Annotated in this window: 29 protein-coding genes and 1 riboswitch; of the genes, 12 read left to right on the forward strand and 17 right to left on the reverse strand. The window is 33.2% G+C overall.

Annotated elements, in window-relative coordinates:
- Positions 1–137: 137 nt before the first annotated feature.
- A complete protein-coding gene (locus tag E9099_RS05295) occupies positions 138–3,212 on the reverse strand; it encodes a leucine--tRNA ligase (protein ID WP_136582656.1) in 3,075 nt (1,024 codons plus the stop codon).
- A gap of 139 nt (positions 3,213–3,351) precedes the next feature.
- On the opposite strand from E9099_RS05295, the gene E9099_RS05300 reads away from it, so the two are divergent.
- From E9099_RS05300 to E9099_RS05320, 6 genes are all read left to right on the forward strand, one after another.
- Positions 3,352–4,227, forward strand: a complete 876-nt coding sequence (locus tag E9099_RS05300; RefSeq protein ID WP_136582657.1) for a cell division protein FtsX — start codon at positions 3,352–3,354, stop codon at positions 4,225–4,227.
- A 130-nt stretch (positions 4,228–4,357) separates the two neighbouring features.
- Entirely contained in the window at positions 4,358–4,501 is a 144-nt protein-coding gene (locus E9099_RS19140) for a hypothetical protein (RefSeq protein WP_168800718.1), read from the forward strand.
- A gap of 43 nt (positions 4,502–4,544) precedes the next feature.
- Positions 4,545–4,805 (forward strand): DUF3098 domain-containing protein, encoded by a 261-nt coding sequence (locus tag E9099_RS05305; RefSeq protein WP_136582658.1) that lies wholly within the window; start codon positions 4,545–4,547, stop codon positions 4,803–4,805.
- 89 nt (positions 4,806–4,894) lie between these two features.
- Positions 4,895–5,689: an undecaprenyl-diphosphate phosphatase gene (locus E9099_RS05310; RefSeq protein ID WP_136582659.1), complete on the forward strand. Its 795-nt coding sequence runs from the start codon at positions 4,895–4,897 to the stop codon at positions 5,687–5,689.
- Positions 5,690–5,693: 4 nt separating this feature from the next.
- The gene (gene truB / locus E9099_RS05315) at positions 5,694–6,389 is read left to right on the forward strand and encodes a tRNA pseudouridine(55) synthase TruB (RefSeq protein ID WP_136582660.1); all 696 of its coding nucleotides are present in this window, start codon (positions 5,694–5,696) and stop codon (positions 6,387–6,389) included.
- A gap of 85 nt (positions 6,390–6,474) precedes the next feature.
- Complete coding sequence (locus E9099_RS05320) at positions 6,475–7,212, forward strand: energy transducer TonB (RefSeq protein ID WP_136582661.1); 738 nt, start codon at positions 6,475–6,477, stop codon at positions 7,210–7,212.
- A gap of 176 nt (positions 7,213–7,388) precedes the next feature.
- Here E9099_RS05320 and E9099_RS05325 read toward each other — a convergent pair whose 3' ends face one another.
- Positions 7,389–8,006 carry a thioredoxin family protein gene (locus tag E9099_RS05325; RefSeq protein WP_136582662.1) on the reverse strand — a complete coding sequence of 206 codons (618 nt, stop codon included), beginning with the start codon at positions 8,004–8,006 and terminating at the stop codon, positions 7,389–7,391.
- Between the two features lie 78 nt (positions 8,007–8,084).
- On the opposite strand from E9099_RS05325, the gene E9099_RS05330 reads away from it, so the two are divergent.
- Entirely contained in the window at positions 8,085–8,648 is a 564-nt protein-coding gene (locus E9099_RS05330; protein WP_136582663.1) for a DNA-3-methyladenine glycosylase I, read from the forward strand.
- Here the strand turns inward: E9099_RS05330 and aat are convergent.
- The 3 genes from aat to E9099_RS05345 all read right to left on the reverse strand — a co-directional run bounded on the left by aat (position 8,645) and on the right by E9099_RS05345 (position 10,680).
- On the reverse strand, positions 8,645–9,271 hold the full coding sequence (gene aat, locus E9099_RS05335) for a leucyl/phenylalanyl-tRNA--protein transferase (RefSeq protein ID WP_136582664.1): 627 nt from the start codon (positions 9,269–9,271) through the stop codon (positions 8,645–8,647). The two genes, E9099_RS05330 and aat, sit on opposite strands and share 4 nt — an antisense overlap.
- A gap of 131 nt (positions 9,272–9,402) precedes the next feature.
- Positions 9,403–9,780, reverse strand: coding sequence for a DUF3127 domain-containing protein (locus E9099_RS05340; RefSeq protein WP_136582665.1), 378 nt, complete (start codon positions 9,778–9,780; stop codon positions 9,403–9,405).
- A 45-nt stretch (positions 9,781–9,825) separates the two neighbouring features.
- Positions 9,826–10,680, reverse strand: a complete 855-nt coding sequence (locus tag E9099_RS05345; protein ID WP_136582666.1) for a flavin reductase family protein — start codon at positions 10,678–10,680, stop codon at positions 9,826–9,828.
- Positions 10,681–10,801: 121 nt separating this feature from the next.
- Between E9099_RS05345 and E9099_RS05350 the strand changes: the two genes are divergently transcribed.
- Positions 10,802–11,953, forward strand: coding sequence for a sensor histidine kinase (locus E9099_RS05350; RefSeq protein ID WP_136582667.1), 1,152 nt, complete (start codon positions 10,802–10,804; stop codon positions 11,951–11,953).
- Positions 11,954–12,304 carry a hypothetical protein gene (locus E9099_RS05355; protein ID WP_136582668.1) on the forward strand — a complete coding sequence of 117 codons (351 nt, stop codon included), beginning with the start codon at positions 11,954–11,956 and terminating at the stop codon, positions 12,302–12,304.
- On the opposite strand, the gene E9099_RS05360 is transcribed toward E9099_RS05355, so the two are convergent.
- On the reverse strand, positions 12,296–12,700 hold the full coding sequence (locus E9099_RS05360) for an HIT family protein (RefSeq protein ID WP_136582669.1): 405 nt from the start codon (positions 12,698–12,700) through the stop codon (positions 12,296–12,298). The genes E9099_RS05355 and E9099_RS05360 overlap by 9 nt on opposite strands.
- A 134-nt stretch (positions 12,701–12,834) precedes the next feature.
- Positions 12,835–13,308: a transcription elongation factor GreA gene (gene greA / locus E9099_RS05365; RefSeq protein WP_136582670.1), complete on the reverse strand. Its 474-nt coding sequence runs from the start codon at positions 13,306–13,308 to the stop codon at positions 12,835–12,837.
- Between the two features lie 153 nt (positions 13,309–13,461).
- On the opposite strand from greA, the gene E9099_RS05370 reads away from it, so the two are divergent.
- Positions 13,462–13,905 carry a hypothetical protein gene (locus E9099_RS05370; RefSeq protein ID WP_136582671.1) on the forward strand — a complete coding sequence of 148 codons (444 nt, stop codon included), beginning with the start codon at positions 13,462–13,464 and terminating at the stop codon, positions 13,903–13,905.
- A 53-nt stretch (positions 13,906–13,958) separates the two neighbouring features.
- Here E9099_RS05370 and E9099_RS05375 read toward each other — a convergent pair whose 3' ends face one another.
- The 8 genes from E9099_RS05375 to E9099_RS05410 form a co-directional block, all read right to left on the reverse strand.
- The gene (locus E9099_RS05375; RefSeq protein WP_136582672.1) at positions 13,959–16,214 is read right to left on the reverse strand and encodes a TonB-dependent receptor; all 2,256 of its coding nucleotides are present in this window, start codon (positions 16,212–16,214) and stop codon (positions 13,959–13,961) included.
- A 105-nt stretch (positions 16,215–16,319) separates the two neighbouring features.
- Positions 16,320–16,410, reverse strand: a riboswitch (TPP riboswitch).
- A gap of 121 nt (positions 16,411–16,531) precedes the next feature.
- On the reverse strand, positions 16,532–16,939 hold the full coding sequence (arfB, locus tag E9099_RS05380; protein WP_136582673.1) for an alternative ribosome rescue aminoacyl-tRNA hydrolase ArfB: 408 nt from the start codon (positions 16,937–16,939) through the stop codon (positions 16,532–16,534).
- Position 16,940: 1 nt separating this feature from the next.
- The gene (locus tag E9099_RS05385) at positions 16,941–18,494 is read right to left on the reverse strand and encodes a DUF4301 family protein (RefSeq protein ID WP_136582674.1); all 1,554 of its coding nucleotides are present in this window, start codon (positions 18,492–18,494) and stop codon (positions 16,941–16,943) included.
- Positions 18,484–19,062: an AAA family ATPase gene (locus tag E9099_RS05390; RefSeq protein WP_136582675.1), complete on the reverse strand. Its 579-nt coding sequence runs from the start codon at positions 19,060–19,062 to the stop codon at positions 18,484–18,486. Before E9099_RS05390 ends, E9099_RS05385 begins: the two co-directional genes overlap by 11 nt.
- Positions 19,023–19,655: a nicotinamide riboside transporter PnuC gene (gene pnuC / locus E9099_RS05395; protein ID WP_136582676.1), complete on the reverse strand. Its 633-nt coding sequence runs from the start codon at positions 19,653–19,655 to the stop codon at positions 19,023–19,025. The genes E9099_RS05390 and pnuC overlap by 40 nt, the downstream gene beginning before the upstream one ends.
- Positions 19,639–19,899: a thiamine-binding protein gene (locus tag E9099_RS05400; RefSeq protein WP_136582677.1), complete on the reverse strand. Its 261-nt coding sequence runs from the start codon at positions 19,897–19,899 to the stop codon at positions 19,639–19,641. Before E9099_RS05400 ends, pnuC begins: the two co-directional genes overlap by 17 nt.
- A gap of 2 nt (positions 19,900–19,901) precedes the next feature.
- The gene (locus E9099_RS05405; RefSeq protein ID WP_410523971.1) at positions 19,902–20,624 is read right to left on the reverse strand and encodes a geranylgeranylglyceryl/heptaprenylglyceryl phosphate synthase; all 723 of its coding nucleotides are present in this window, start codon (positions 20,622–20,624) and stop codon (positions 19,902–19,904) included.
- On the reverse strand, positions 20,624–21,250 hold the full coding sequence (locus tag E9099_RS05410) for a 4'-phosphopantetheinyl transferase family protein (protein WP_136582678.1): 627 nt from the start codon (positions 21,248–21,250) through the stop codon (positions 20,624–20,626). The genes E9099_RS05405 and E9099_RS05410 overlap by 1 nt, the downstream gene beginning before the upstream one ends.
- Positions 21,251–21,382: 132 nt before the next feature.
- Here E9099_RS05410 and ahcY point away from each other — a divergent pair, with 132 nt between their 5' ends.
- Positions 21,383–22,699 (forward strand): adenosylhomocysteinase, encoded by a 1,317-nt coding sequence (ahcY, locus tag E9099_RS05415; RefSeq protein WP_136582679.1) that lies wholly within the window; start codon positions 21,383–21,385, stop codon positions 22,697–22,699.
- A 498-nt stretch (positions 22,700–23,197) separates the two neighbouring features.
- A complete protein-coding gene (locus tag E9099_RS19450; protein ID WP_240788957.1) occupies positions 23,198–23,458 on the forward strand; it encodes a DUF1569 domain-containing protein in 261 nt (86 codons plus the stop codon).
- Here the strand turns inward: E9099_RS19450 and E9099_RS05425 are convergent, their stop codons facing one another.
- Both E9099_RS05425 and rpmA read right to left on the reverse strand, forming a co-directional pair.
- The gene (locus E9099_RS05425; protein WP_136582680.1) at positions 23,459–24,226 is read right to left on the reverse strand and encodes a hypothetical protein; all 768 of its coding nucleotides are present in this window, start codon (positions 24,224–24,226) and stop codon (positions 23,459–23,461) included.
- A gap of 91 nt (positions 24,227–24,317) precedes the next feature.
- On the reverse strand, positions 24,318–24,578 hold the full coding sequence (gene rpmA, locus E9099_RS05430) for a 50S ribosomal protein L27 (protein ID WP_136582681.1): 261 nt from the start codon (positions 24,576–24,578) through the stop codon (positions 24,318–24,320).
- Positions 24,579–24,617 lie beyond the last annotated feature (39 nt).

The raw sequence follows: 24,617 nt of genomic DNA on the forward strand, positions 1-24,617 counted from the left end.
ATACAAAATACTGAAAAAGCACTTGACTCGAACTGACAAGACCTGATTACTCAGGCCTGTCTTATTCTATTAATTATCTTAATTGTTATCTCAATAAAGAGATTGCTTCGTGCCTCGCAATGACGTTTGCCTCCTAATTACCCAACTATATTTACAATCTTACCTGGCACTACAATTATTTTTTTAGGTGTACGTCCATCCAATTGCGCAATGGTTTTTTCATTAGCCATAACTGCTTTTTCAATTTCGTCTTTAGACATATCCATTGGTAACTCTAACGTAAAACGCATTTTTCCGTTAAACGAAATTGGATAATTCTTACTACTTTCTACTAAATGACTCGCCTCAAATATCGGAAATGGTGCAGTAGCAATTGAGTCTTGATTACCTAATTGACTATATAATTCTTCAGTAATATGTGGTGCATAAGGCGATAATAACACCAATAAAGGCTCTAACACTTCTTTGCTTGTACATTTTTGTGCAGTCAACTCGTTAACAGCAATCATAAAGGTAGATACAGACGTATTAAAAGAAAAATTCTCAATATCCTCCTGTACTTTTTTAATGGTTTTATGTAATGTTTTTAAGTTGTCTTTTGTTGGCGCTGCATCATTTACAATTAACCCCGTTTCTCCAATATATAATTTCCATAGCTTTTTAAGGAAACCATGAACGCCTGTAATACCCGCAGTATTCCAAGGCTTAGCTTGTTCTAATGGTCCTAAAAACATTTCGTACAAACGTAAACTGTCTGCTCCATATTGCTCGCAAATAGCATCTGGACTAACAACATTATACTTGGATTTAGACATCTTTTCGACTTCGCGACCGACTTTATAAACACCATCCTCTAAAATGAATTCAGCATCTTTATAATCTGCTCCAAATTCGGCATCATTCTTTAAATCCTCTATATTTAATTCATCTGAAGCATTTACGTATTGTACTTTTACGTGAATTAGTGCAATCTGTATTTCAAATATTTCAATATCAGACAGTATTGATAAATCTTTTTTTAAGTGAATTTTAAGTTCTTCTAATAATGGATTATTATCATTTTTATGAACTCGTTTATAACTTGAGCCATTTTTTAGACTTTCAATCATTGTAAAAGGTACATAAACATTAGATCCCATTTCGAATTGCAATGTGCTTTTGTGATATGTCCCTGTATAATGTAGCCTATAAACAAAAGCACTAGTCCCAAGAATCATTCCTTGATTAATCAACTTTTTGAAAGGCTCATCTACTCCAACAAATTCTCTATCTTTTAAAAACTTAGTCCAAAAACGAGAGTATAATAAATGTCCTGTGGCATGCTCACTACCACCAATATATAAATCTACATTTTCCCAATAGTTAAGGGCATCTTGACTAGCAAAGTCCTCGCCTCTTTTGGCTTTTTCTTCCATATAACTAAAGAAATACCAAGAGCTTCCTGCCCAACCCGGCATGGTATTTAGTTCTAAAGGGTAAATCCCGTTATCCTCACCTTCGACTGCACTCAGGTTGTCATTTGACACCACTGTATTGGTATTAGTATCCCAAGCCCAAACCTCTGCACGACCTAATGGTGGCTCTCCAGTTTCGGTTGGTAAATATTTTTCTACTTCAGGTAATGTAATTGGTAAATGTGCTTTATCAATCATTTGTGGCATTCCGTTGACGTAGTATACAGGAAAAGGTTCTCCCCAATACCGTTGTCTAGAAAATACAGCATCACGTAATCTGTAATTTGTTTTCCCTTCACCTTGCCCCATTTGCTCCAAATCGTAAATAGCACGTTTTGATGCTTTTTTATAGCTCATCCCGTTAAGGAAATCACTGTTTGCGATAACCACATTATCTTTAGACGCAAATGCTTCTTTAGATATAACAGCGTCTTCAAACACATTCGGAATCGCGATATCAAAATGCTTAGCAAAATCGTAATCACGTTGATCACCACAAGGGACGGACATTACTGCTCCTGTACCGTAACCTGCTAAAACATAATCTCCAATCCAAATTGGAATTGGCTCTTTACTAAAAGGGTGCTCTGCATAAGCCCCTGTAAATGCACCAGAAATGGTTTTTACATCTGCCATACGATCCCGTTCGCTTCGTTTTGCAGTTGCTAAAATATAAGCATCAACCTCTGCTTTTTGTTCTGGTGTAGTTATGGTTTGCACTAACTCATGCTCTGGAGCCAGTGTCATAAAACTTACTCCGAAAATGGTGTCAGGTCTTGTTGTGAATACATCAATTTTTAGAGGATGGGATTCCGAAACTAGTTCGGAATGACGTTGCGGTGCGTCATGCTGAACTTGTTTCAGCATCTCACTAGTCATTTTAACATTAAAAGTCACGGATGCTCCAACAGATTTCCCAATCCAATTACGTTGACTTTCTTTAAGTGAATCTGTCCAATCTATAGTGTCTAATCCTTGTAGCAAACGTTCTGCGTAAGCAGAAATACGCATACTCCATTGCGTCATTTTTTTTCGCATTACAGGGTGACCACCACGTTCTGACACACCATTAACTATTTCGTCATTTGCTAAAACGGTTCCTAAAGCAGGACACCAGTTGACTTCCGTTTCAGCTAAATACGTTAGTCTATATTGTAATAGTATTTCTTGTTGTTTTTTAGAATCAAAAGCATTCCATTGCTCCGCAGTAAACACCTCGATATTATCATCACAAACGGCATTAACGTTAGCATTTCCTTCAGTAGAAAATTGAGCAACTAATGTAGAAATGTCTTCCGCCTTATTAGAATCGTTATTATACCAAGATTCAAATAATTGAATAAAAATCCACTGTGTCCATTTGTAATACTCAGGTGTTGATGTACGCACCTCACGACTCCAGTCAAAACTAAAACCAATTTGATCTAATTGTCTTCTGTATGTTTTTATATTCGTTTCTGTTGTAATTGCAGGATGTTGACCCGTTTGGATCGCATATTGTTCTGCAGGCAAACCAAAACTATCATACCCTTGCGGATGCAATACATTAAAACCTTTATGACGTTTGTAACGGGCATAAATATCACTAGCAATATAACCTAATGGATGTCCCACGTGTAATCCCGCTCCAGAAGGATAAGGAAACATGTCCAAAACATAATATTTTGGTTTGTCGCTATTATTTGAGGCTTTGAACGTTTGGTTTTCTGCCCAATATTTTTGCCATTTGGCTTCGATGTCGTTAAAATGGTATTGCATTTTTGTGTTTTTCCGCTTAATTAAGCAACAAATTTAAACTTATTATAAGACTATTAAAAGTTTGACGTTGTAATTATAGATTATATGAATAGGTTTCGTTTTTCTTTTGTATTTTTACATTATAAACTAACATCAATTTATGAGCTCTTCTTTTGAAAGATATCAAAAACGTAGATTAATTTCGTCTTACTTTTCTGTAGTACTAAGTATTGCTTTAGTCTTATTTTTACTAGGTATACTAGGCCTTTTAGTACTAAACGCTAAAAAGGTTGCAGACTTGTTTAAAGAACAGGTGACGGTTACTATCTATTTAAAAGATAATGCCAAAGAGGTCGAAGTTAAGCAGCTAGAAAAAAGCTTAGCCTTGGCAGATTACGTAAAATCGACTGTTTATATCTCTAAAGAGCAAGCTGCCGAGTCTATGAAAGCAGAAAACGGCGAAGATTTTATGGCTTTTTTAGGTTTTAATCCTTTACAGAATAATATTGATGTTAACCTAAAAGCAGACTTTGTAACTGCTGAAAAATTAGAAGAATTAGCAGAAACGGCTCTAGAAAAAGGTTTTGTTGACGAGGTTAGGTACGACAAAGACTTGGTCACCTTAATGAATAGTCGCGTTAAGAAAATAAGCTTCTGGGTTTTATTACTAAGTGCCATTTTTACTTTAATCGCAGTGTTACTTATTAATAGTTCCATTAGATTATCTGTTTATGCTAAACGATTTACTATTAAAACCATGCAAATGGTGGGTGCAACCAAACGCTTTATACGCCGCCCTTTTGTTTGGAAAAGCATTAAACTTGGCGTTTTAGGTGCAATTATAGCCTTAATAGGTTTAGGGTTTATTGTATTTTACGTCGACAAAGCTTTTCCTGAATTAAACTTACGCCAAAGCCCAATATTAATTGGAGGTTTATTTTTAATAATTTTCTTCTTAGGTATTATTATCACCTGGATAAGCACTCATTTTGCCACACAGCGTTTTTTAAATCTAAAAACAGACCAACTGTACTAATTTAACACTGTTTAACTAAATCATTAACACTACTTTACACTGAACCACATTATATTTACATAACCAATAAAACAATTCGCTATTGACCAATTAATACTCTAACTGATTATTTAATCTAAAACTAACGATTATGAGACGAATCACATTTGTATTTATAGGTATGGTCGCTATTGTTGCTTATATAGCAACATCTACACCTAAATTTGAAACTAAAATTGCACAAGTAGAAACCGCAATTGTAAAAAAACAACATGTTAAGTTTATTAGCGATTAACTTAAAAAGTTTAAATTTGTAATGAATTAACACCGACACAACATTGAGACAAAAAACTGAAAACAATAAACTTATTGTAAGCCAACAACCAATATTTGGAAAGCATAATTATAAATTTATGTTTATTGGCCTAGCTATTATTGCTTTAGGCTTTATTTTAATGTCTGGAGGAGGTAGCGATGATCCTAACGTGTTTAGTGATGCTATTTTTAGCTGGAGACGTATACGTCTTGCACCTGCTTTAGTTATCATTGGATTTGGTGTACAAGTATATGCTATACTGTCAAGACCTAAATCAGACTAAACATTTCCGACTTAGTCTTAACTGAGTTTCATTATTAAATTTCAACGTCAAACCACCAATTGGTCATAGTATTTTAATACTTTTGTCCAATGGATATTATCGACTCAATTATATTAGGTATTGTACAGGGATTAACCGAGTTTCTTCCCGTATCTTCAAGTGGTCACTTAGAATTAGGTAAAGCTATTTTAGGTGATAATAGTATACCTGAAGAAAGCCTTTTGTTTACAGTAGTACTTCACTTTGCAACTGCACTAAGTACCATTGTTATTTTTAGAAAAGACATTTTAGAAATACTAAAAGGGTTATTTTCTTTTAAATGGAATGAAGATACCAAATTTGTTACCAAAATTATAATCTCAATGCTTCCTGCAGTTTTAGTAGGTTTGTTTTTTGAAGAACAATTAGAACAACTATTTGGAGGTAGCATCCTATTAGTAGGTTGCATGTTATTAGTTACAGCTGTCCTTTTATATTTTGCTGACAAAGCTAAGAATACAACAAAAAATGTCTCTTTTAAAAATGCTTTTATAATTGGGATTTCTCAAGCCATCGCCATGCTACCAGGTATTTCTAGAAGCGGCGCGACTATATCAACCTCTGTGTTACTAGGAAACGATAAAACTAAAGCGGCGCGTTTTTCTTTCTTAATGGTTGTTCCTTTAATTTTCGGAAAAATAGCTAAAGATATTTTAGGTGGCGATCTCAACTTTGAAAGTCAAAACATCACTGCAATGTCCGCAGGTTTTATTGCTGCTTTTGTTGCTGGTTTATTTGCTTGCACTTGGATGATTAGCTTGGTTAAGAAAAGCAAACTGTCTTATTTTGCTATTTACTGTGCCATTGTTGGAGTAATTGCTATCACTTTTTCTTTTTTAAACTAAACAAATGACTGGAGACGATTATCAAGCTGGACAAGTATTATTAATAGACAAACCTTTAACCTGGACGTCGTTTCAGGCGGTAAATAAATTACGTTGGGAAATTCGTCAGGCTTTCAATATTAAAAAAATAAAAGTTGGTCATGCCGGTACTTTAGATCCTTTAGCAACAGGATTATTAGTGATTTGCACAGGTAAAATGACCAAACAAATCGACTCCTTTCAAGGTCAGATTAAAGAATATACGGGAACTATTGTATTAGGTAGCACAACACCGTCTTACGATTTAGAAACTGAAATTAACGAGACTTTTGAAACGACTCATATTACAGCGCAACTAATACACGATACGACCCAACGGTTTATTGGAGAGATCGATCAATTTCCACCAATATTTTCCGCCCTTAAAAAAGAAGGCAAACGGCTATATGAATACGCAAGAGCTGGAGAAACTGTCGACATTAAGTCTAGAAAAATAACTATCGAGCAATTCGAGATTACTAAAATTGACGGTCTTAATATAGACTTTAGAGCGGTTTGCAGTAAAGGAACTTATATCCGATCATTAGCAAACGATTTTGGAAAAGCACTAAATTCCGGTGGCCATTTATCAGCTTTACGCCGTACTAAAATTGGAGATTTTGATGTTAAAGACGGGCTTTCTATAGAAGATTTTATCCAAAAACTCCCGAAAAAAGATTAATTTACAACCTTAACATCATTAATTGACGTATATAACATACTAACACCCTGATGAACACCTTTATATTTATTTGACTCCATCTTAAATGACACTTAACAATTCTCAAAAAGCGCTAGCTATTACTTTTTTAATTATCGGGACTTTAATCCTGTCATTAATAAATATGACTGCTCTTAAAATGAATACTGACAAACGTGAAACTGGATATGAGACTGAAATGGTCGCAGAGGTCATGACTGACGATGTAGAAGAGGCAACAGAAGAAGATCTTGCGCCACAAGAAAATAGCCAATCGACAAACAAAGCCTTTAATAAATCTGAAAATTTCGAACATTATGCAGATGCCTACAAACCCATTGCGCCTCCGGAAGACTACACCAATCCTAAATTAGAAACTTATAAAAATAGTATTGAAGAGGACCAATCTTCTGAAAAGACCACTGGTAACTCGTCCATTTCAGAAAAAACGTTAACTGATTTTAATAGTGTTAATGAGATATTAAATAAACGTTCTCAAAGTAAAAACTCAAAACAAAGTAACCTTGCAAACACAAATAGTTCGATTTACTACTCTTTAGAAGGAAGATCTGATAGATCTTTACCCATCCCCATTTATTTATGTGATGCCAAAGGTAAAATAGTAGTAAATATTACTGTAAATAATAACGGTACTGTTGTGAATGCCTCTATCAGTAAATCGTCTACTTCAAAAAATGCTTGCTTAAAAGAACATGCTTTAGAATACGCAAAAGAAGCAAAGTTTGATAACTCGTCAAAACCTAAACAGACAGGATCTATTACTTTTGAATTTAAAGGAAAATAATTACTATAACTAAGCTTTAAAATCCTCTAAAAACAGATTTCGCGCGTTTTACTATAGGATTAAAATAAAAACTCCCCTTAAATAAATAAGAGGAGCGTTGATTCCATTTAATTCCGCACCATAAAATTAAAGTCCCTAAACTAAAATTAAATAGATAGATTTAAATCAAATATTGTTTACCCCAATAAAGGGACCAAATCAGCAATAACCGTTTGTCCTTTATCTTTATTATACCACTTTTGTAAGTCTTCTTTAAACTCTGGTGTCAAACTACCATGTGTTGCCTTATAATATTTTACCAATGCAGTTGCTGTCGTTGGTCTTGGGCCATAAGTGGCTAAAACCTCATCACTTGTGTTATCCAAAATAATTAACTTAGCAATAGACCTAGAACCGTTAGTCAAAAACTGGTCCATCAATGCTTCATTTTGATCTCTTAAGACCACTCTAAAGCTAATACCATCATTTAGTGAGGCTATCTTATTAATTACCGGCATAACATGCGCAGCATCTCCACACCAACTTTCGGTAATGATGATCCACGTTTGGTTTAATGTCTTACTTTTAATAGAATCTGTTAATCCTTCATCTATCTTAACCGTTTTATCCCAACGCTTCATGCGTCTATCATTTAACATAGTATAGTTTGCTAAAGCTTCAGTCACTTCGTTTCCTGTGTTAGCATTGCTTTCGACTAAAGTCGAAACTAAAGTTCTATAATCAGCATAACTCATACTTCTAGTTAAGCTATCCTGAATAATTTTTTTAATATCTGAGTGTGTTGTTGTTTCCATTGTATAAAAATACAGTAACTATTATGATTTTTAAGTTACTGTTGTTACATTAGTAGAGATTATAAAAAAAACCTTACAATGACAAAACATAAATGTGGATGGTGTGTTGGAGACCCGCTTTACGAGGCATATCATGATAAAGAATGGGGAAGTCCCGTCTATGATGATGCCACACTTTTCGAGTTTCTAATTTTAGAAACCTTTCAAGCAGGCTTGAGTTGGATTACCATTTTACGCAAACGTACTAACTTTTTTGATGCTTTTGATCAATTTAACTATAAAAAAATAGCAAAATATAATGACACCAAAAAAGCTGAATTACTTCAAAATGCAGGTATTATAAGGAATAAGTTAAAGGTAAATGCAACAATTACCAATGCCCAATTATTTATGGACATCCAACAAGAATTTGGAAGTTTTAGTACTTATTTATGGGCCTATGTCAACGAAAAACCCATCAAAAATAAAGTTGAATATTATAAAGACGCTCCAGCAAACACGCCCTTAAGTGACGCACTAAGTAAAGATTTAAAAAAACGAGGTTTCAAGTTTGTAGGCTCAACCGTTATTTATGCCTTTATGCAAGCTGTCGGAATGGTTAACGACCATGAAACCGCCTGTTTTAGATATGACCAAGTTTAACCTAAATACTCCAAAAACTGATCGCGAGGCATATCAATTGCCCCTAGACTCTCCAAATGATTAGTATACACCTGGCAATCTATAAGTTTGTAATCTGTATTTTGAATAAAACTAATAAAACCTACTTTACTAGCATTACTAACTTTTGTAAACATACTCTCTCCACAAAAAACACCATTACCTAAATCTACACCATACAAACCACCGACCAACTCTTTATCTAACCAAACCTCTATAGATTTAGCATAACCTAATTCATTCAGTGTCGTATATGCTTCTATCATTCCTTTAGTAATCCAAGTATCATCTTGCCCTGGTCTTTTAGATGCGGCGCAAGCTTTAATCACAGATCCAAAGTCCTTATTAACTGTAACTTCAAAATCAGAATTACGCAACACTTGTCTCATACTTTTAGAGACTTTTAAATCTTCAGGAAACAATACAAATCTAGGATCAGGAGACCACCATAAAATAGTATTATCGTCTTCAAACCAAGGGAAAATTCCTTTTTTATAAGCTGATAATAAACGTACCGCACTTAGGTCCCCGCCAACTGCCAACAAACCATCTTCGGTTGCTTTGGACACATCAGGAAAGCTATTGTTGTTATTTAAAAAGTCCATGTATAAAATATATTATAAGCTAATGCATAAATAGAAATCCAAAAGATAAAGGTATAAAATAAAAAAACCTCAATAGCTTGATGTATTGAGGTTATATTTATAAGCATTCTGTTTAAACAGAACCGATCATACTAGAATGGTAAATCGTCGTGATCTTCAGATTTAACATCTTTAGCAGGCTCAAAAGCTTGTGCTGGTGGCACTTCCGGCATACCTTGAGGTGCTGCTCCAGCTTGTACTCCTTCAATTCTCCATCCTTGGATCGAGTTAAAATATTTAGTTTCTCCTTGAGGATTAACCCATTCTCTACCACGTAAATTGATGTTTACTTTAACATCCTGTCCAACTTGGTAATTGTTTAATAAATCACATTTATCTTGAACAAACTCTACTAAAATATGTTGTGGATATTGTTCTTCTGTAGTTACTACTAATTCTCTTTTTCTAAACCCGTTGCTACCAAAACTTTGTGTTTCTCCTAATAACTTTACTTTCCCTTGTACTTCCATTTTCTATATAATTATTAAATATTCGTCTAATTTGGTATCGTTAATTTACGATAATAATACTTTCCAAGCACTTTCCACGTCATTAAAACTTAAAAAGTCTTTTGCTTTTTGATGTTTTTTATCAGTCGACAAAGAACTTAAATTATGTTGGGTTTTAAAAGCCAAAACGCTTTTTTCCTCAGGGAAGTTTTCAACATTCCCTAAAAGTCCCAAATCATTTCCTGTTAAAACAGTACTTTCTCTGATCGCTTTCGGTAAAGCATCAACACCTATTCCTAATGTCGATAGTGGTTTTGGAATTTCGAAAAAACCAGATTTAGCACGACTATAATAGCTACCTCCCGCTCTAGATACTAAGTCCAATTTATTTTGGTCAATTGCTCCACTTTTATCTAAAACAGCCTCTGAAACATGCATCTTAACTACTTCACAGATTATTAAATTTCCTGCCCCTCCTTCTGTTCCTAACTTTACAATCTCGTTAACCTTGCATTCCATTTGCACAGGACTCTCTGCTACCCTAAATGGTTTTACTAAATCTGATTTAAGCATTGTTAAACCAGCCTTATCAAACTCGTTGACACCTTCTCCATATTCGGTACTACTTAAAGACATCTGCTGTACAATGTCATAATTAACAACATTAATTACAACCTCCTTAGTTAACTCTGCATTATGCAATGTATGCTTTGTTGTATTATCTCTAACCCGTCTTGCTGGCGAAAAAATTAAAATAGGTGGATTGGCGCTAAAAACATTAAAAAAACTAAATGGTGATAAGTTTGGATTACCATCAGCATCTATTGTACTAGCAAAGGCAATCGGCCTAGGTGCCACAGCACTAAGTAAATACCCATGTAATTTAGCAGTCGAAAATTCTTGAGGAGTAAAAGATAACATAGTTGACAATTTAATTTACACAAAAATACATAATCTAAGATCTAACTAAAAGGTAATTACTACTCAACCTCCACAATATTATTAACAGAATTGCATTATATTAACAACAAAAATTAACATCATGTTTTTTACAAAACATCGCCAGCTTATCCGCTGGATTATTATTATTGCCTCGTTTGCTATCATCTCCTTAATTTTATGGAATACCTATGTGTTTTTTCAAAAATTTAAAGCTGAAGAACGTATTAAAATGCAAAATTGGTCTTTTGCTCAAAAAGATATTGCAGAAACCATAGATTTAAATGGTACAATGGGCAACTTACCTCTTCAAATTTTAGAAAGCAATACGACAACCCCCATGATTATAGAATTTGCTGAAGGCGGTTTAGATCATAGAAATATAGATGAACAAAAAGCTAAAAAACCAAACTATCTAAAGCAGTTAATAGAACAGTTTAAGAGCGAAAACAGGCCCATTGAAATCAAATATAATAATAAAATCTTATCCACATTATATTACGGAAATTCGCCATTATTAAACAAATTAAAATATTACCCTCTAGCGCTTTTATTAATTATAGTACTGTTTGCCGCAGTCGTTTACTTTTTTTACCGCAGTTCGAAAATAGCAACTCAGAATAAATTATGGTCAGGAATGGCGAAAGAAACCGCCCATCAAATAGGAACCCCTTTATCCTCATTAATGGGTTGGACAGAGATTTTAAAAATGGAAGATACAAATCCAGAATATATTTTAGAAATTGAAAAAGACATCCATCGTTTACAAACCATAACCGAGCGTTTTAGCAAAATAGGATCACTTCCAACTTTAGAAAAGTTAGATATTATAGAAGAAACTCGAGAGGCATATGATTATTTAAAAACACGATCTTCTAAACTGGTAAACTTTAATATTGAAACCCCAAAACACCCAATTTATGTTAACCTAAACAAACAGTTATATGGTTGGACCATTGAAAATTTAGTAAAAAATGCCATTGATGCTATGAAAGGGAAAGGTGATTTACAGCTGACTATAAGTCAACTTGAAGAACAAGTAAAGATTACTGTAACAGATACTGGAAAAGGGATTAATAAAAACGAATTTAACACTATCTTTGAACCCGGTTATACGACAAAAAAACGTGGCTGGGGACTTGGATTGTCTTTAGCAAAACGAATTGTTGAAGATTTCCACAATGGACGCATCAAAGTTTTAAACTCTGAGAAAGACAAAGGAACAACTATGCAGATTAGCTTAAAAATAACATAAATGTCAGAAAGATTAATAACAATAAAAACGATTGATTTAAACAACAATTGCCCTGAGTGCTTTAGCACTAAAGGCTTACAGTTGACTTTTAAACAACTTTTTATTGAAACTTCTTTTTATAAAAGTATTACTCAGGAAGTAAATACAGAAATGAACTGTACCATATGCAATACACCAATATACCCTGCAAGATGGACGGATGCAATTGAGCGTGTTTACGACTATCAAATGAAGGCTTTCCAACCTAAAAAACCATCAAAAAAATACAAAAGTCGTTTTTGGGTTTTAATTATTGCGGCGGTTGTTATAGTTGTTGCTGTAGCAGCTTTAATTATTATGACTTTAACTTAAATCAGTTTTTAAGTTAGCACTAATAGCTTTTGCTAACGTTTCAAACTCTTCTTTTTCCAAAGACACTTTATTAATAAACCTAGCGTCATCCATCGAATTTAAAGGAATTAAATGCACGTGTACATGTGGTACTTCTAAACCAATAACACTCATCCCTACACGTTTGCAAGGCACTGCTTTCTCTAAAGCAATGGCTACTTGTCTAGAAAATCGCATTAAACCAATGTAAGTTTCCTCGTCTAGATCAAACACTTTATTAACTTCTTTTTTTGGAATACACAGTGTATGTCCTTTTGCATTTGGATTAACATCTAAAAACGCTAAGAAATATTCTGTTTCTGCTACTTTGTAACACGGGATTTCTCCATTGACTATTTTTGTAAAAATAGAAGCCATATTTGTTTCGGTTTAAAAACTAAAGATAAAAAAAGATTCCTGCTAAACTGAAATTTATATCAGAATAAACAGGAATCTTTAAATTATTATATTATTCATTATTTCCGCTATAGCGAAAATTTAAAATAGGGCTATTATCTACTAATTTCAATAATATCAAATTTTATTGTCCCATTTGGCACTTGTATTTCAGCAACATCACCAACAGTTTTACCCAACAACCCTTGACCAATTGGACTATTTACAGATATTTTCCCAGAAGCCAAATCCGCTTCACCATCTGCAACTAACGTATAGTTCATTTCCATACCATTAGTTTGGTTTTTGATTTTCACTTTAGATAATACTAGTATTTTTGATGCATCCATCTGTGACTCGTCAATAACACGCGCACCAGCCATTTGATCTTCTAATTTAGAAATACGCATTTCTAGCATACCTTGTGCCTCTTTAGCTGCATCGTATTCCGCATTTTCACTCAAATCACCTTTATCTCTTGCTTCCGCAATAGCTCTGGATGCTTTAACACGTTCGACATCTTTAAGCTGCTTTAACTCTGCACGCAACTTTTTTAATCCTTCTGCTGTATAATAAGATACTTTACTCATATTTATTTCGTTTAAATAAAAAGACGCTAAAACAATTTAGCGCTAAACACAAAAATCTCGTCGACACGAGATTTAGTGTTACAAATATACAAAATAATTAATTCAACATTGTAATTGTTGTAAATTGCATTTCTAAAAACTATTAAACTTTATATGTTAAAGCCTTTATTCACACTTATTTTCTGTTCTATTTTAGTTTTGTCTTGTCAAAAAAATGATGATGACAACACCAATAACTTTATCCCCAATATCGCTTTTGACACTTTAAACTCGATAAACACAACATTACCGCAGTATAACGATCTACAATTTCCTAGTGGCCATTTGGTATTAAATGGGTTTGGTTATAATGGTATTGTTATATATAGTGCAGGAAACAACCAATATAGCGCATTTGAAATTACAGACCCTAATCATGCACCTTCCAACTGCTCATCACTAAACGTAGAAGGCATTTCTGCCACCTGTAATTGTGAAGACGGCAATAGTTATAACATTGTAAATGGAGTTCCGTTTGATGGCACTAATGGTCAATTTAGTTTAAAACCCTATTTTGTAGAAGTTAACGGAAACGTTATTAGAGTGTTTAATAACTAAAAAAAGCACCTCCAAAAAAGAGATGCTTTTAACGGTTGATTAAAAATTAGTGATTAAAATTTTAAGGTTACACCTGCTAAAAAGTTAGTAGTTGCTTGTGGGTAATAAAAATTTTCTGTGATTGGTGTATCCGTTGAATTTTCAGGTCTGTAATAATAACTATACGTATAACCATTAGAAACGTATTTGTTATTAAAAACATTATTAATTAAAACGTTAAATGCGATTTCTTTAATCCATGTTGGTTTAATGCTATATGACACATTTAAATTGTTTACAAAATAACCATCCATATTTTTACTCTCACTTGATGTATTATCTAAATATTGCTGTCCTACGTACTTAGATAGCAAAGCGATGTTAGCGTTTTTAATTGGCGAGTATGTCAATGTACTACCAAATATTACGTTTGGAGAAAATGATATATCTGTATCCTCAAACGTTGTCACTACTGCCTCATAAGATACTGTATCATATGTACTAGGATCGTACTGTGTGTCATAAACAATATAGTCAAACGCTTTAATTTTATTTTGACTAAAAGTTGCGTTGGCATCTATTCTAAATTGATCAGATAATTTATATCCTGTTTGTATCTCTATCCCTGCTCTGTAACTATCAGCAACATTTTGTCTAATTGGGTCACCAACATCGTCTAAATCGCCTGTTAACACTAATTGATCTTTATAATCCATGTAGTATAAATTAGCGTTTAAGTAAAAATTAGCGTTTTGCAGTTTATACCCAACCTCAAAATCATGTAATTGTTCTGACACAGGTGTGATTGGATTTTTAGTTAAATCATCACGATTTGGCTCTCTGTTACCCACAGCATAAGACCCATAAACATTACTATTGTTATTAATCCTATACGTTAATCCCATTTTTGGATTAAAAAAATTATATGTTTCCTTTACATTAATATCTAGTAAATCTGAGCTTGTTCCAACGGACTCATAATCTACCGTTCTGTATTGTAAATCCAATAACGCAAATAAATTTGAATTGATATTGTACTCTGCTTTTAAGTAAGTATTAAAATCTTCCTTATCTCCATAACTAAAATAGTAATTGCTTCTTACTGGTATTGGTGTTTCAAATGAATCCCAAATAACTTCGCCAAAATGATCACCTTTATAAGAATTATAACCACCACCCAAATATAAATTCAACTCATCCTTTTTGTAATTAAACGAATACACTATTGCAGTAAAATTATTATCTAACCAACGTCTTCTAATAACATCGCCTTCGTCTGAAGCATTAGCATTGTTTGGAAAATAGTCTCCTAATTCTTCATCATCTTTATATTGCTCAAAATAGCCTTTACCTCTTGTGAAATTTCCAGAAATATTCCCTGAAAACATCGCGTTAAATTGGTGTGAAGCATGCAATTGGTAATGTGTTTGTTGATAGCTATCAATCTCGTTATCGTAAGTATAAAAGTTATATGTTCTTCCTGAGTTTAATAAATTTTCGGCTTCTGCATCACTTGAATAATTTCTATCAATAAATGCCTGAACACCTTCTAAATCACCATTAACAACAGCTTCAGGAGTCCCGTACCAAGACTGATAAGTTTCTTCTTTACCTCCAAAAACGATAGCCTTAATAGATGTGTTTTTGTTAACAAAACCAGCTTCAGCATAATAACTATTTAAGTCTGCTCTAGCTCTATCAATATATCCGTCACTTTGTATATTAGATAGTCTGGCTTCTGCATAAAAATTATTTTTAATTCCCGAACCTATACTAATATTATGCTTTCTAGTACCAAAACTACCGACTACATTAGTTGTTGTAGCATAACCTTCTGTAGATGGATTAAGTGTTTTTAAGTTTAAACTTGCACCAAAGGCACCAGATCCATTAGTAGATGTTCCAACACCACGTTGTAATTGAATATCCTCTACAGAACTAACAAAGTCAGGCATGTTAACCCAAAACGTACCTTGACTTTCTTGATCATTATAAGGTATTCCGTTGATAGTAACATTAACACGTGTTGCATCACTACCTCTTACTCTAATCCCTGTATAACCGACACCTCCACCAGCATCACTCGTGGTAACGACTGATGGTAATTGATCTAATAATACTGGTAAATCTTGACCAAGATTGATTGACTCTAACTCTTCTTTTGTAATATTGGAAAAAGCAACAGGCGTTTTATCTTTTGCCCTAGTAGCAGACAATAGGACCTCATCTAGTGTTGTGATTTTTGTGGAATCCACTTCAATATTGTTTTGTTGCGCTTTAGCACCAACAGATAATACCAAGAATGTTAAAAAAAGAAATAAATTTTTCACTACGATTATATGTTAATCGAACAAAAAGAGGTAATTATTCTTTACTATTAAAATTAAATAAATTTTGTATTATACTTAGATTTACTTAGCACACTACAAGAACACAATAAATGTGTTTCAAATTCCTAAACAGCATTACCTGTTCTAGGTTCAATGGGTATGATCTCAGCCGATATAGGCACCCCTTTTTTGAGAACGGTACAAAGGTAGATTAGAATTTTTGATTTATGAAATATGTCTTTGATATTTTTTTAATATAATAAAACATCAAATAATTTAATATTGCAAAAAACCGATTACCCACAACTAAAATTAAGTTAATCAAAGTTTGGTTTTCTACGATTTAACTTACGCTCTGCATTAAACTTCTTATTTTTTAAGCGTTTTCTTATGACTGCTCTTGGAATCTTAGTTGGTTTTCGCTTAGCCTGAACTTTTAAAGCTCCTTCTAAAATAGAAAATGCGCGTTTAATTGCAATACTTTTATTTTTAAGTTGACTTCTGCTTTCTCCACACTGTAATATTAAAACAAAGTCCTTAGTTAACCTATTTGCCAGTTTTACTTGAATTAATTCTTTTTGATCATCACTTAATCCTAAAGACGCCATTACAGCAAAACTTAGTTCTATTTTTGTAGCGACCTTGTTTACATGTTGACCACCACTGCCAGAACTTCTAATACCTTTTAACTTAAATTCTTTTTCTAAAGCTAATTTATTTAACATTTTAAGAGACTTGGTGTGTTGATTTTAATAAATCATTGACTGTTTTAACAGGATTAAAAGTAACTAATGGCACCTCAACAAAAATAGTATTCCAATTAGACATACTACCATTCCAAAGTCCTGGTAATTCCAAAGCTTTAATTTCTTTATCTACTTTTGTTTTCATAGTAATAAAAGCCGTTTGCGGATCTACAAACTTCTGTAAATCATAAACCTCTCCTTTATAATTTTTAATACTGCATACTAAATCAACAGGATTAAAATGTGTTGCCTTTTTAAGTATATTTTTCTGAATTTTAGATTTTTTATTTATCTGTGCAGACTCTACAATCTGTAGCGATAGATTTGCGCCTTCATCTTTCACCCAAAAAGGACCACCTCCAGGTTCACCTTCGTTTTGTACCATTCCACAAATACGAATTGGTCTATCTAACTTACTTTTTAAATACTCGATTTGATATTGTTTAGAATATTTTTCAAACTCTGGAGAGATGACCACATTCATTTTAGTAATTAAAAACTCTGCTATTTCAACTATGTCAGTATCCAATAACACTTTTTTATCTAAATTTTTAGCATATTTAAAAGCTTCTTCTTTTATTTCTATTAGTAGACCAGCAAGCATTTTTTTTGACTTTGCAACTTCTATTTCATATTCATAAACAACAACGTTATCAATGTTTTTTATAAAAATTATATCGCCATCAAGCGCGTTTAAATTCTCAAGTAAAGCACCATGCCCTGATGGTCTAAAATATAATTGACCATTATCTTCTCTTACAATCTCATTCTTATATGTTACAGCAATAGTATCCGTTGACTCCTTTTGATATGAAAATGAAATATCAAATATTGTATTTGTTTTTTGCTCTACGATTTTCTGTATTCGTTTAAACTCTTCGTCAAATTCAACTTTATGTTTGTCAGAAATCGTAAAATGAAGTACAGCCTTACTTTTCGTTTCAGCATACAAGGCTGCTTCAAATAAATGCTCTTCAAAAGCACTTGCTAAATGATTCTTATACCTATGAAACGGCAGTAATCCTTTAGGAAAATCACTAAAACCTAACTGATCCTCCCCCAAAACAGCCTCTATAAAAGCAAATAACTTCTGATCGTTACTAGATTTGTTATCAATCTTACTATTCTCTTCTAGATATTGAATTACTAGTTTATAAAATGGCAACTTCTCTAAACCTATAAAAAACAGAGATAATTCTGACGCCTTATTTTTATTAATATAGGCATTTATACTTTGTTTTTTGGGGTTATAAGCATTCAAAAATTCAAATAAAAATTTAAACATTCTAGTCGCTGCTCCGGACGCGGGTACAAATTTGACAATATCCAACTCCTCTTTTTTAGAGTCATAACTGGTAATTAATTCTGATGCTCTTTCATAAGAAAATTGAAAAATTCCGTCATTAATAGTTGCTGCTCTTTCTAAATTAATAAAAGGCAACCCTGTTTTTAATAGCTCTAACTGTTGCTCTACTTTTTTAAGCGTTAATCCTTTTTGATTAATAAAATCCGTGTCTGTTTGGTTAAACTGCATCGTTATATTTTGCTAATAATAAATCTATATGTTTGATTGCTAATTGCAATCTTGACTTTTTATCACCTTTTAATAAAACATATGGTTTTTTATATTTTATCAACGCTGATTCAAATGCCTTAAACATAGTTTCTCGTTCTTCTGGCTTATCGCGAAGGTCATCCGCTTCCCATGGTGTATCAATATACGTTAAAAAGTATAAGTCATAGATGTTTTCTAATGCATATTTTTCAAGTAAAGGATCACACATGCCAGAATAATAAACTTCAGAATAGACTTTATATTCCAATAAATCTGTATCACAAATCAACACAGAATCTGTTTTTTTAGCCCACTTGTTTTCCAATGCCATTTGCCCTCTAGCTATGGGTAATAAATCCTTAGGCTCGCAAATTCCCCGTTCATTATCCCATTTATTTTGAAGATAATCTCTTGCGTATTCTGGCACCCAAACCGAATGATAATGTAATGCTAATTGTTTTGACAATGTTGTTTTCCCTGTAGATTCAGGTCCAAACAATACTATTTTTATACAATTTGCAGGTTGTTGCGTAAGTGTTTTTTCCATGCTAAATATCCATAAATGGCAATTATTGTAAACCCTAAATATTGGAAAGATGTAAATGTAAACCCTTTATAAAAATACAAAGGCACTGAGATAATATCACCGATTATCCAAAAAATCCAATTTTCGATCTTACGTCTCGCCATTAACCACATACCAACAAAAAAGATAGCAGTTGTAATGGTGTCCGCGTAAGCCACCCAACTAGTCCATTTATCAAACCATTGGTAAACAAAATATACAAAAAACAACGTCCCTATAAATATAACAACACTCGCTTTTTTTTCTTTTTGTGTTGTTCTAGCTATTGGTGTAACATCACTTTTATCTACTTGCCTTGTCCAAATATACCAACCATAAACACTCATAATAAAATAATAGGCATTTATCATCATATCACCTAACAATCCCCATTTTAGCAAAAGATAGACAAAAATAATGGTACTAATCATACCTGTTGGAAATACCCAAATTTTATTCTCTTTAGAATACCAAACAGATAAAAATCCAAAAATGACTGCGATAATTTCTAGAATAATATCTACAGTGTCATACTCGAAATATTGCTCAAAAAAGAAATTAAAAATGTGGCTCATACGTGCTTCTGTCCGTTTTAATAACCTTCATTGTTAGCACACAAATGTCTTGATTTTCAAAAGACGCCTTAATTTTCTCATTTAGAAAAGGCATTAGTTGATCAAACTCACCAAATATCTGTGTACTTAACGGGTTTTCTAAAACCGTAAATTGTGACGCTCTTAAAGCTTTAATAAAATCAATGACGTGTTGCTCAAAATCGTCACTTAAAGGAGACAAAGTTAAGTCTACTGAAATATTCATAATTATAGTTTTAATTCGTTAAAAAAATCAATGTTTTTTTCAAAAGCCGTACCAATTACAACAAGGTCTGCTCCTGCTTTATAAGCATCATCTAACTGCTGCTTACTTCTTATACCACCACCAACAATTAACGGAATGACTAGATCTTGTTTCACAAATTTAATCATTTGCAAAGGGACTGGATACAAAGCACCGCTTCCCGCTTCCAAATAAATCAACTTTTTACCCAATAACTCCCCAGCTTTTGCTGTATCTGCCACTAAACTCTGCAATGCTGTTGGTATTGGCAACGTGTTGGTGACTCTTTGAACAGCTGTTTCTCTTCCGTTTTCAATTAAAATATACCCCGTTGGAATCACCTCTAAATTTGTGTTTTTCAAAACGGATACTGCCTCAATTTGCTTTTCTATCAAATACTTTGGATTACGTCCAGAAATTAATGACAAAAATAAAATAGCGTCGGCATCTTTTGAAATTTGTGTCACATCTCCGGGGAATAATACTATTGGTAATTTTGTTAATGGTTTTAAAGCTGATACTAATTTTTGCGTCACCTCTACTTCCACCGTACTTCCGCCTACAAAAATATGCGTAATTATAGACTCTTCAATTTTATTGGCAAATTGCGATATTAAATTAAGATCAAACTTATCAGGATCTATTAAAATTGCTAATAGTTTTTTTTTTGTCGCTTTCGCGGAAAGTATGTCGTTGTAAACCGTCATTATTCTATAACATAAGCACATGTAAACCCTTCAAACTCCAAATAGTTTGCAGTGTATCTTTTCTTTAATCCTTCATAATCTATCCAACATACAGTCTGAGTATCCTTCATCGTAAATGGAATCACTAAAAAATGTTCTCTAAATAACATCCCTGGAGTTGCAAATAATTTGTACAAGGATTCTTTAATTCCCCATATAACAGTTAGCCTACTAATATAGTCTGAAGCATATTTGTCTAGATAAGCAAACTCATAATCCACAAACTTCTTTGCGATAACAGCAATTTTATCACGCTGACGCTCTATATCTATACCCACTTCATTATCACTTATAATGACACCAGAAAACGTAAAACTATGGGTAATAGAGATCTGTTTTCCATCTTTTAAATGCGGCTTACCATTCGCATCGTAAAACAAATCTTGATCGCTATAGCCAAATGCTTTTAATAAGTGACGTACGCTTAAAAATCCGCGTTGGTGTAGCTCGCTTTTCATACCTAAAACACGAGTTAAGCTCTCTGGTTTTAAATCTAAACCCTTGATTAAATGATCGTAAGACTCGTCAATCTTCCAGATTTTAACAGTAGTTTGTGAATTAGGAGTAATGGTTTTATATAGAGGCATTTAATATTCTAAAATCTATTAGTTATCTTTGCATCGCCTGAGGCGAATTATCAGTTTTTGTTAAGCGAATTTAACCATTTTAACTACTAATTCCCAAAGGTGTTTCATTTATAAAAAAAAGAGATAAATAATATGAGTACAAAAAACGTTGCTTACGTACCTAATAAGGTAAAGGACATGTCGCTTGCGGCTTGGGGAAGAAAAGAAATTATTTTAGCTGAAGCAGAGATGCCAGGTTTAATGAGTTTACGTGAAGAGTATAAAAACGAGCAGCCTTTAAAAGGAGCACGTATTGCTGGATGTTTACACATGACGATACAAACTGCTGTTTTAATTGAAACATTACAAGCTTTAGGAGCAGAAGTGACTTGGAGTTCTTGTAACATTTTCTCTACACAAGATCAAGCTGCTGCTGCTATCGCAGATGCAGGAACTGCTGTGTACGCTTGGAAAGATATGACTGAAGAAGAATTTGACTGGTGTATTGAACAAACCTTATTTTTTGGTGAAGATCGTAAGCCATTAAATATGATTTTAGATGATGGTGGAGATTTGACTAACATGGTATTAGACAAATACCCAGAATTATCTGCAGGAATCAAAGGATTATCTGAAGAAACTACAACTGGAGTACATAGATTATACGAGCGTGTTAAAAATGGTACATTAACAATGCCAGCTATTAACGTAAACGACTCTGTAACTAAATCTAAATTTGACAACAAATACGGATGTAAAGAATCTGCTGTAGATGCTATACGTCGTGCTACAGATATTATGTTAGCAGGTAAACGTGTTACTGTTTGTGGTTATGGTGATGTTGGTAAAGGTACTGCTGCCTCTTTTAAAGGTGCTGGTAGTATTGTAACCGTAACAGAAATTGACCCAATTTGTGCTTTACAAGCTGCAATGGACGGTTTTGAAGTAAAAAAACTGGAAACTGTTGTTGGTAATAGTGATATTGTAATTACTACTACAGGAAACAAAGACATTGTACGTGCAGAGCATTTTGAAGCAATGAAAGACAAAGTAATCGTTTGTAACATCGGTCACTTTGATAACGAAATCCAAGTCGGTTGGTTAAACGAAAAGCATGGTAATACAAAAGATACTATCAAGCCTCAAGTTGACAAATACACCATTGACGGAAAAGATATTATTCTTTTAGCAGAAGGACGTTTAGTAAACTTAGGTTGTGCAACAGGACACCCTAGTTTTGTAATGAGTAACTCATTTACTAACCAAACGTTAGCACAAATCGAACTTTGGAAAAACAGCGCAGCATACAAAAATGACGTATACATGTTACCAAAATATTTAGATGAAAAAGTGGCAAAATTACATTTAGAAAAAATTGGTGTTGAGTTAACAGAACTTGCAGAATACCAAGCTGATTATATTGGTGTAAAGGTTGAAGGACCATACAAGCCAGAACATTACCGTTACTAATTACAATACTATTGCATAGCGCTTTTTAGCCACATGTAATTTTATTAATTAAAACTTATAGTACTAAAAATCCCAAGCAGCAATGTTTGGGATTTTTACTTTTTTTGGCAATTTGTTTTTCGCAAAAAAAGCAAAAACCAACCACGCTTTCCGCTATATCTTTTTTAAGAAAAATAAAAAAGGATGCCGCATCAATCGTTATCGCAGAAGTAGAAACGAAAAGAATCCTATCACAAGAAACAGCTACGTTATAAATTATAAATATTTATCTTCAACGCTTTAAATACAATTTTTATGAGTTTACACACTGTAAATAAGACACTAGACAAATTATAGTTAGCTATTAAAAACCATACTATTTCTAATCCAAAAGTATCAAAAAGCAATGTCGCTTGGCATATAGACCATAGCCTAAAGGTTATTAATAATGTTTGTATTGCGCTTCAAAAATCTGACCCCAGTTTATATAAAAGCGATTTTAGTCTTTTAGGAAAGCTATTGTTTGCACTCGGCTTCTTTCCAAGAGGAAAAGCTAAAGCGCCAGAACATGTTAAACCACCAGAAGTAATTACTAAAGAAGCTATAATTTCGCAAATGCAACTCGCAAAAACTAATGTTAGTACTATTGCAAGTCTAGATAAGAACGCTTTTTTTAAACACCCACTATTTGGTCATATTAACAAAAAAAGAGTCTCTCGTTTTCTTGTAATGCACACCAACCATCATATAAAGATTATAAATGATATTGTAAATAAGTAGTCAATATCCCGTTACTAATAATTTTCTTGCTCCACGGATACCACATTTCTGATACTTATGATATGCTTGTGCTGCACGTTCTCTGATCTGTAAATCCGATTCATTTAAAATCCATCCATCGATACTCGATTTTAAAGTATAGGCCTCAGGCGCCATTAAACCAGTAGTCCAAACTAATGGATTAGCTTTGGTCAATTTTAGGTACGCTTTAAAATAGGTTTTACTTACACAAGCTAAAATGATAGTATCCTTTGTACTTGTGTCTTTACCTTCAAAATCACCTTCTACATCAAACTCCATTAAACCATCATGACCAACATAGGCTAACAAATCAGCATCACCTCCAAAGCATAACTCTGTTTGATTACTGCTTATTTTCAAACTATTATTACCTGCATTAGATTCTAAAAAATTAATAGTTGCCTGTTGTATATACTTTCCGTTATAGGCATCCGCCAACAAATAGGTATTTGTTGTTTTATGCTTAAACAATACCCGTTCTACAATAAGGTCTGTTGGATTTACCACAGTAGTTAATACTTCCCAATCCTGACTCTTCTTAAAGTAAGCCTTAACACCATACATTGCTCCCCAATACAAATTATTTCTGGCATCTTGCCCATTTCCTAATTTAGCCGGAACAGGAACAATACCTTGATTAGCATTATCGCAAAGCGCTACAAACACATGAATAGTTTTAGGGGTTTGTTCTATTTTAGAGTAACATAAAAAAGGAAGAACAATTAAGAATAGCAGTAGGTTTTTCATGATAACATAACGAAAAACAATTAGTTTTATTACAAACAAAAAACCCTCTCCAAAAGGAAAGGGTTTTTATAATTTATAGGAAATAAAATTATTAAGCTAAAAAAGGCTCAATAGAAACATAAGACTTATCGTCTCTTTTCTTTGTAAATTTTACTAAACCATCTACTCTAGCATGTAAAGTATGATCTTTTCCTTGGTATACGTTTTCACCTGGGTGATGCGTATTACCACGTTGTCTTATGATAATGTTTCCAGCCATAGCAGCTTGTCCTCCAAAAATCTTAACGCCTAAACGTTTTGATTCGGATTCTCTACCATTCTTCGAACTACCAACCCCTTTTTTGTGAGCCATGATCTTAAGTTTTTAATTGTTATACTTAAAGTGATTTAG

The organism is Psychroserpens sp. NJDZ02 (genome assembly GCF_004843725.1).
Classification (GTDB): Bacteria; Bacteroidota; Bacteroidia; order Flavobacteriales; family Flavobacteriaceae; genus Olleya.

Excerpts from the sequence above, each read along its gene's own strand:
- E9099_RS05355 (WP_136582668.1), top strand. The coding sequence starts at position 11,954 with ATGTCAGAAAGATTAATAACAATAAAAACGATTGATTTAAACAACAAT.
- E9099_RS05300 (WP_136582657.1), top strand. The coding sequence starts at position 3,352 with ATGAGCTCTTCTTTTGAAAGATATCAAAAACGTAGATTAATTTCGTCT.
- E9099_RS05405 (WP_410523971.1), bottom strand. The coding sequence starts at position 20,624 with ATGACGGTTTACAACGACATACTTTCCGCGAAAGCGACAAAAAAAAAA.
- greA (WP_136582670.1), bottom strand. The coding sequence starts at position 13,308 with ATGAGTAAAGTATCTTATTATACAGCAGAAGGATTAAAAAAGTTGCGT.
- E9099_RS05350 (WP_136582667.1), top strand. The coding sequence starts at position 10,802 with ATGTTTTTTACAAAACATCGCCAGCTTATCCGCTGGATTATTATTATT.
- E9099_RS05320 (WP_136582661.1), top strand. The coding sequence starts at position 6,475 with ATGACACTTAACAATTCTCAAAAAGCGCTAGCTATTACTTTTTTAATT.
- E9099_RS19140 (WP_168800718.1), top strand. The coding sequence starts at position 4,358 with ATGAGACGAATCACATTTGTATTTATAGGTATGGTCGCTATTGTTGCT.
- E9099_RS05310 (WP_136582659.1), top strand. The coding sequence starts at position 4,895 with ATGGATATTATCGACTCAATTATATTAGGTATTGTACAGGGATTAACC.
- E9099_RS05400 (WP_136582677.1), bottom strand. The coding sequence starts at position 19,899 with ATGAATATTTCAGTAGACTTAACTTTGTCTCCTTTAAGTGACGATTTT.
- E9099_RS05370 (WP_136582671.1), top strand. The coding sequence starts at position 13,462 with ATGTTAAAGCCTTTATTCACACTTATTTTCTGTTCTATTTTAGTTTTG.
- ahcY (WP_136582679.1), top strand. The coding sequence starts at position 21,383 with ATGAGTACAAAAAACGTTGCTTACGTACCTAATAAGGTAAAGGACATG.
- E9099_RS05360 (WP_136582669.1), bottom strand. The coding sequence starts at position 12,700 with ATGGCTTCTATTTTTACAAAAATAGTCAATGGAGAAATCCCGTGTTAC.
- E9099_RS05325 (WP_136582662.1), bottom strand. The coding sequence starts at position 8,006 with ATGGAAACAACAACACACTCAGATATTAAAAAAATTATTCAGGATAGC.
- E9099_RS05425 (WP_136582680.1), bottom strand. The coding sequence starts at position 24,226 with ATGAAAAACCTACTGCTATTCTTAATTGTTCTTCCTTTTTTATGTTAC.
- E9099_RS05345 (WP_136582666.1), bottom strand. The coding sequence starts at position 10,680 with ATGTTATCTTTTACTCCTCAAGAATTTTCGACTGCTAAATTACATGGG.
- rpmA (WP_136582681.1), bottom strand. The coding sequence starts at position 24,578 with ATGGCTCACAAAAAAGGGGTTGGTAGTTCGAAGAATGGTAGAGAATCC.
- pnuC (WP_136582676.1), bottom strand. The coding sequence starts at position 19,655 with ATGAGCCACATTTTTAATTTCTTTTTTGAGCAATATTTCGAGTATGAC.
- E9099_RS05410 (WP_136582678.1), bottom strand. The coding sequence starts at position 21,250 with ATGCCTCTATATAAAACCATTACTCCTAATTCACAAACTACTGTTAAA.
- arfB (WP_136582673.1), bottom strand. The coding sequence starts at position 16,939 with ATGTTAAATAAATTAGCTTTAGAAAAAGAATTTAAGTTAAAAGGTATT.
- E9099_RS05385 (WP_136582674.1), bottom strand. The coding sequence starts at position 18,494 with ATGCAGTTTAACCAAACAGACACGGATTTTATTAATCAAAAAGGATTA.
- E9099_RS05330 (WP_136582663.1), top strand. The coding sequence starts at position 8,085 with ATGACAAAACATAAATGTGGATGGTGTGTTGGAGACCCGCTTTACGAG.
- aat (WP_136582664.1), bottom strand. The coding sequence starts at position 9,271 with ATGGACTTTTTAAATAACAACAATAGCTTTCCTGATGTGTCCAAAGCA.
- E9099_RS05295 (WP_136582656.1), bottom strand. The coding sequence starts at position 3,212 with ATGCAATACCATTTTAACGACATCGAAGCCAAATGGCAAAAATATTGG.
- truB (WP_136582660.1), top strand. The coding sequence starts at position 5,694 with ATGACTGGAGACGATTATCAAGCTGGACAAGTATTATTAATAGACAAA.
- E9099_RS05340 (WP_136582665.1), bottom strand. The coding sequence starts at position 9,780 with ATGGAAGTACAAGGGAAAGTAAAGTTATTAGGAGAAACACAAAGTTTT.
- E9099_RS05390 (WP_136582675.1), bottom strand. The coding sequence starts at position 19,062 with ATGGAAAAAACACTTACGCAACAACCTGCAAATTGTATAAAAATAGTA.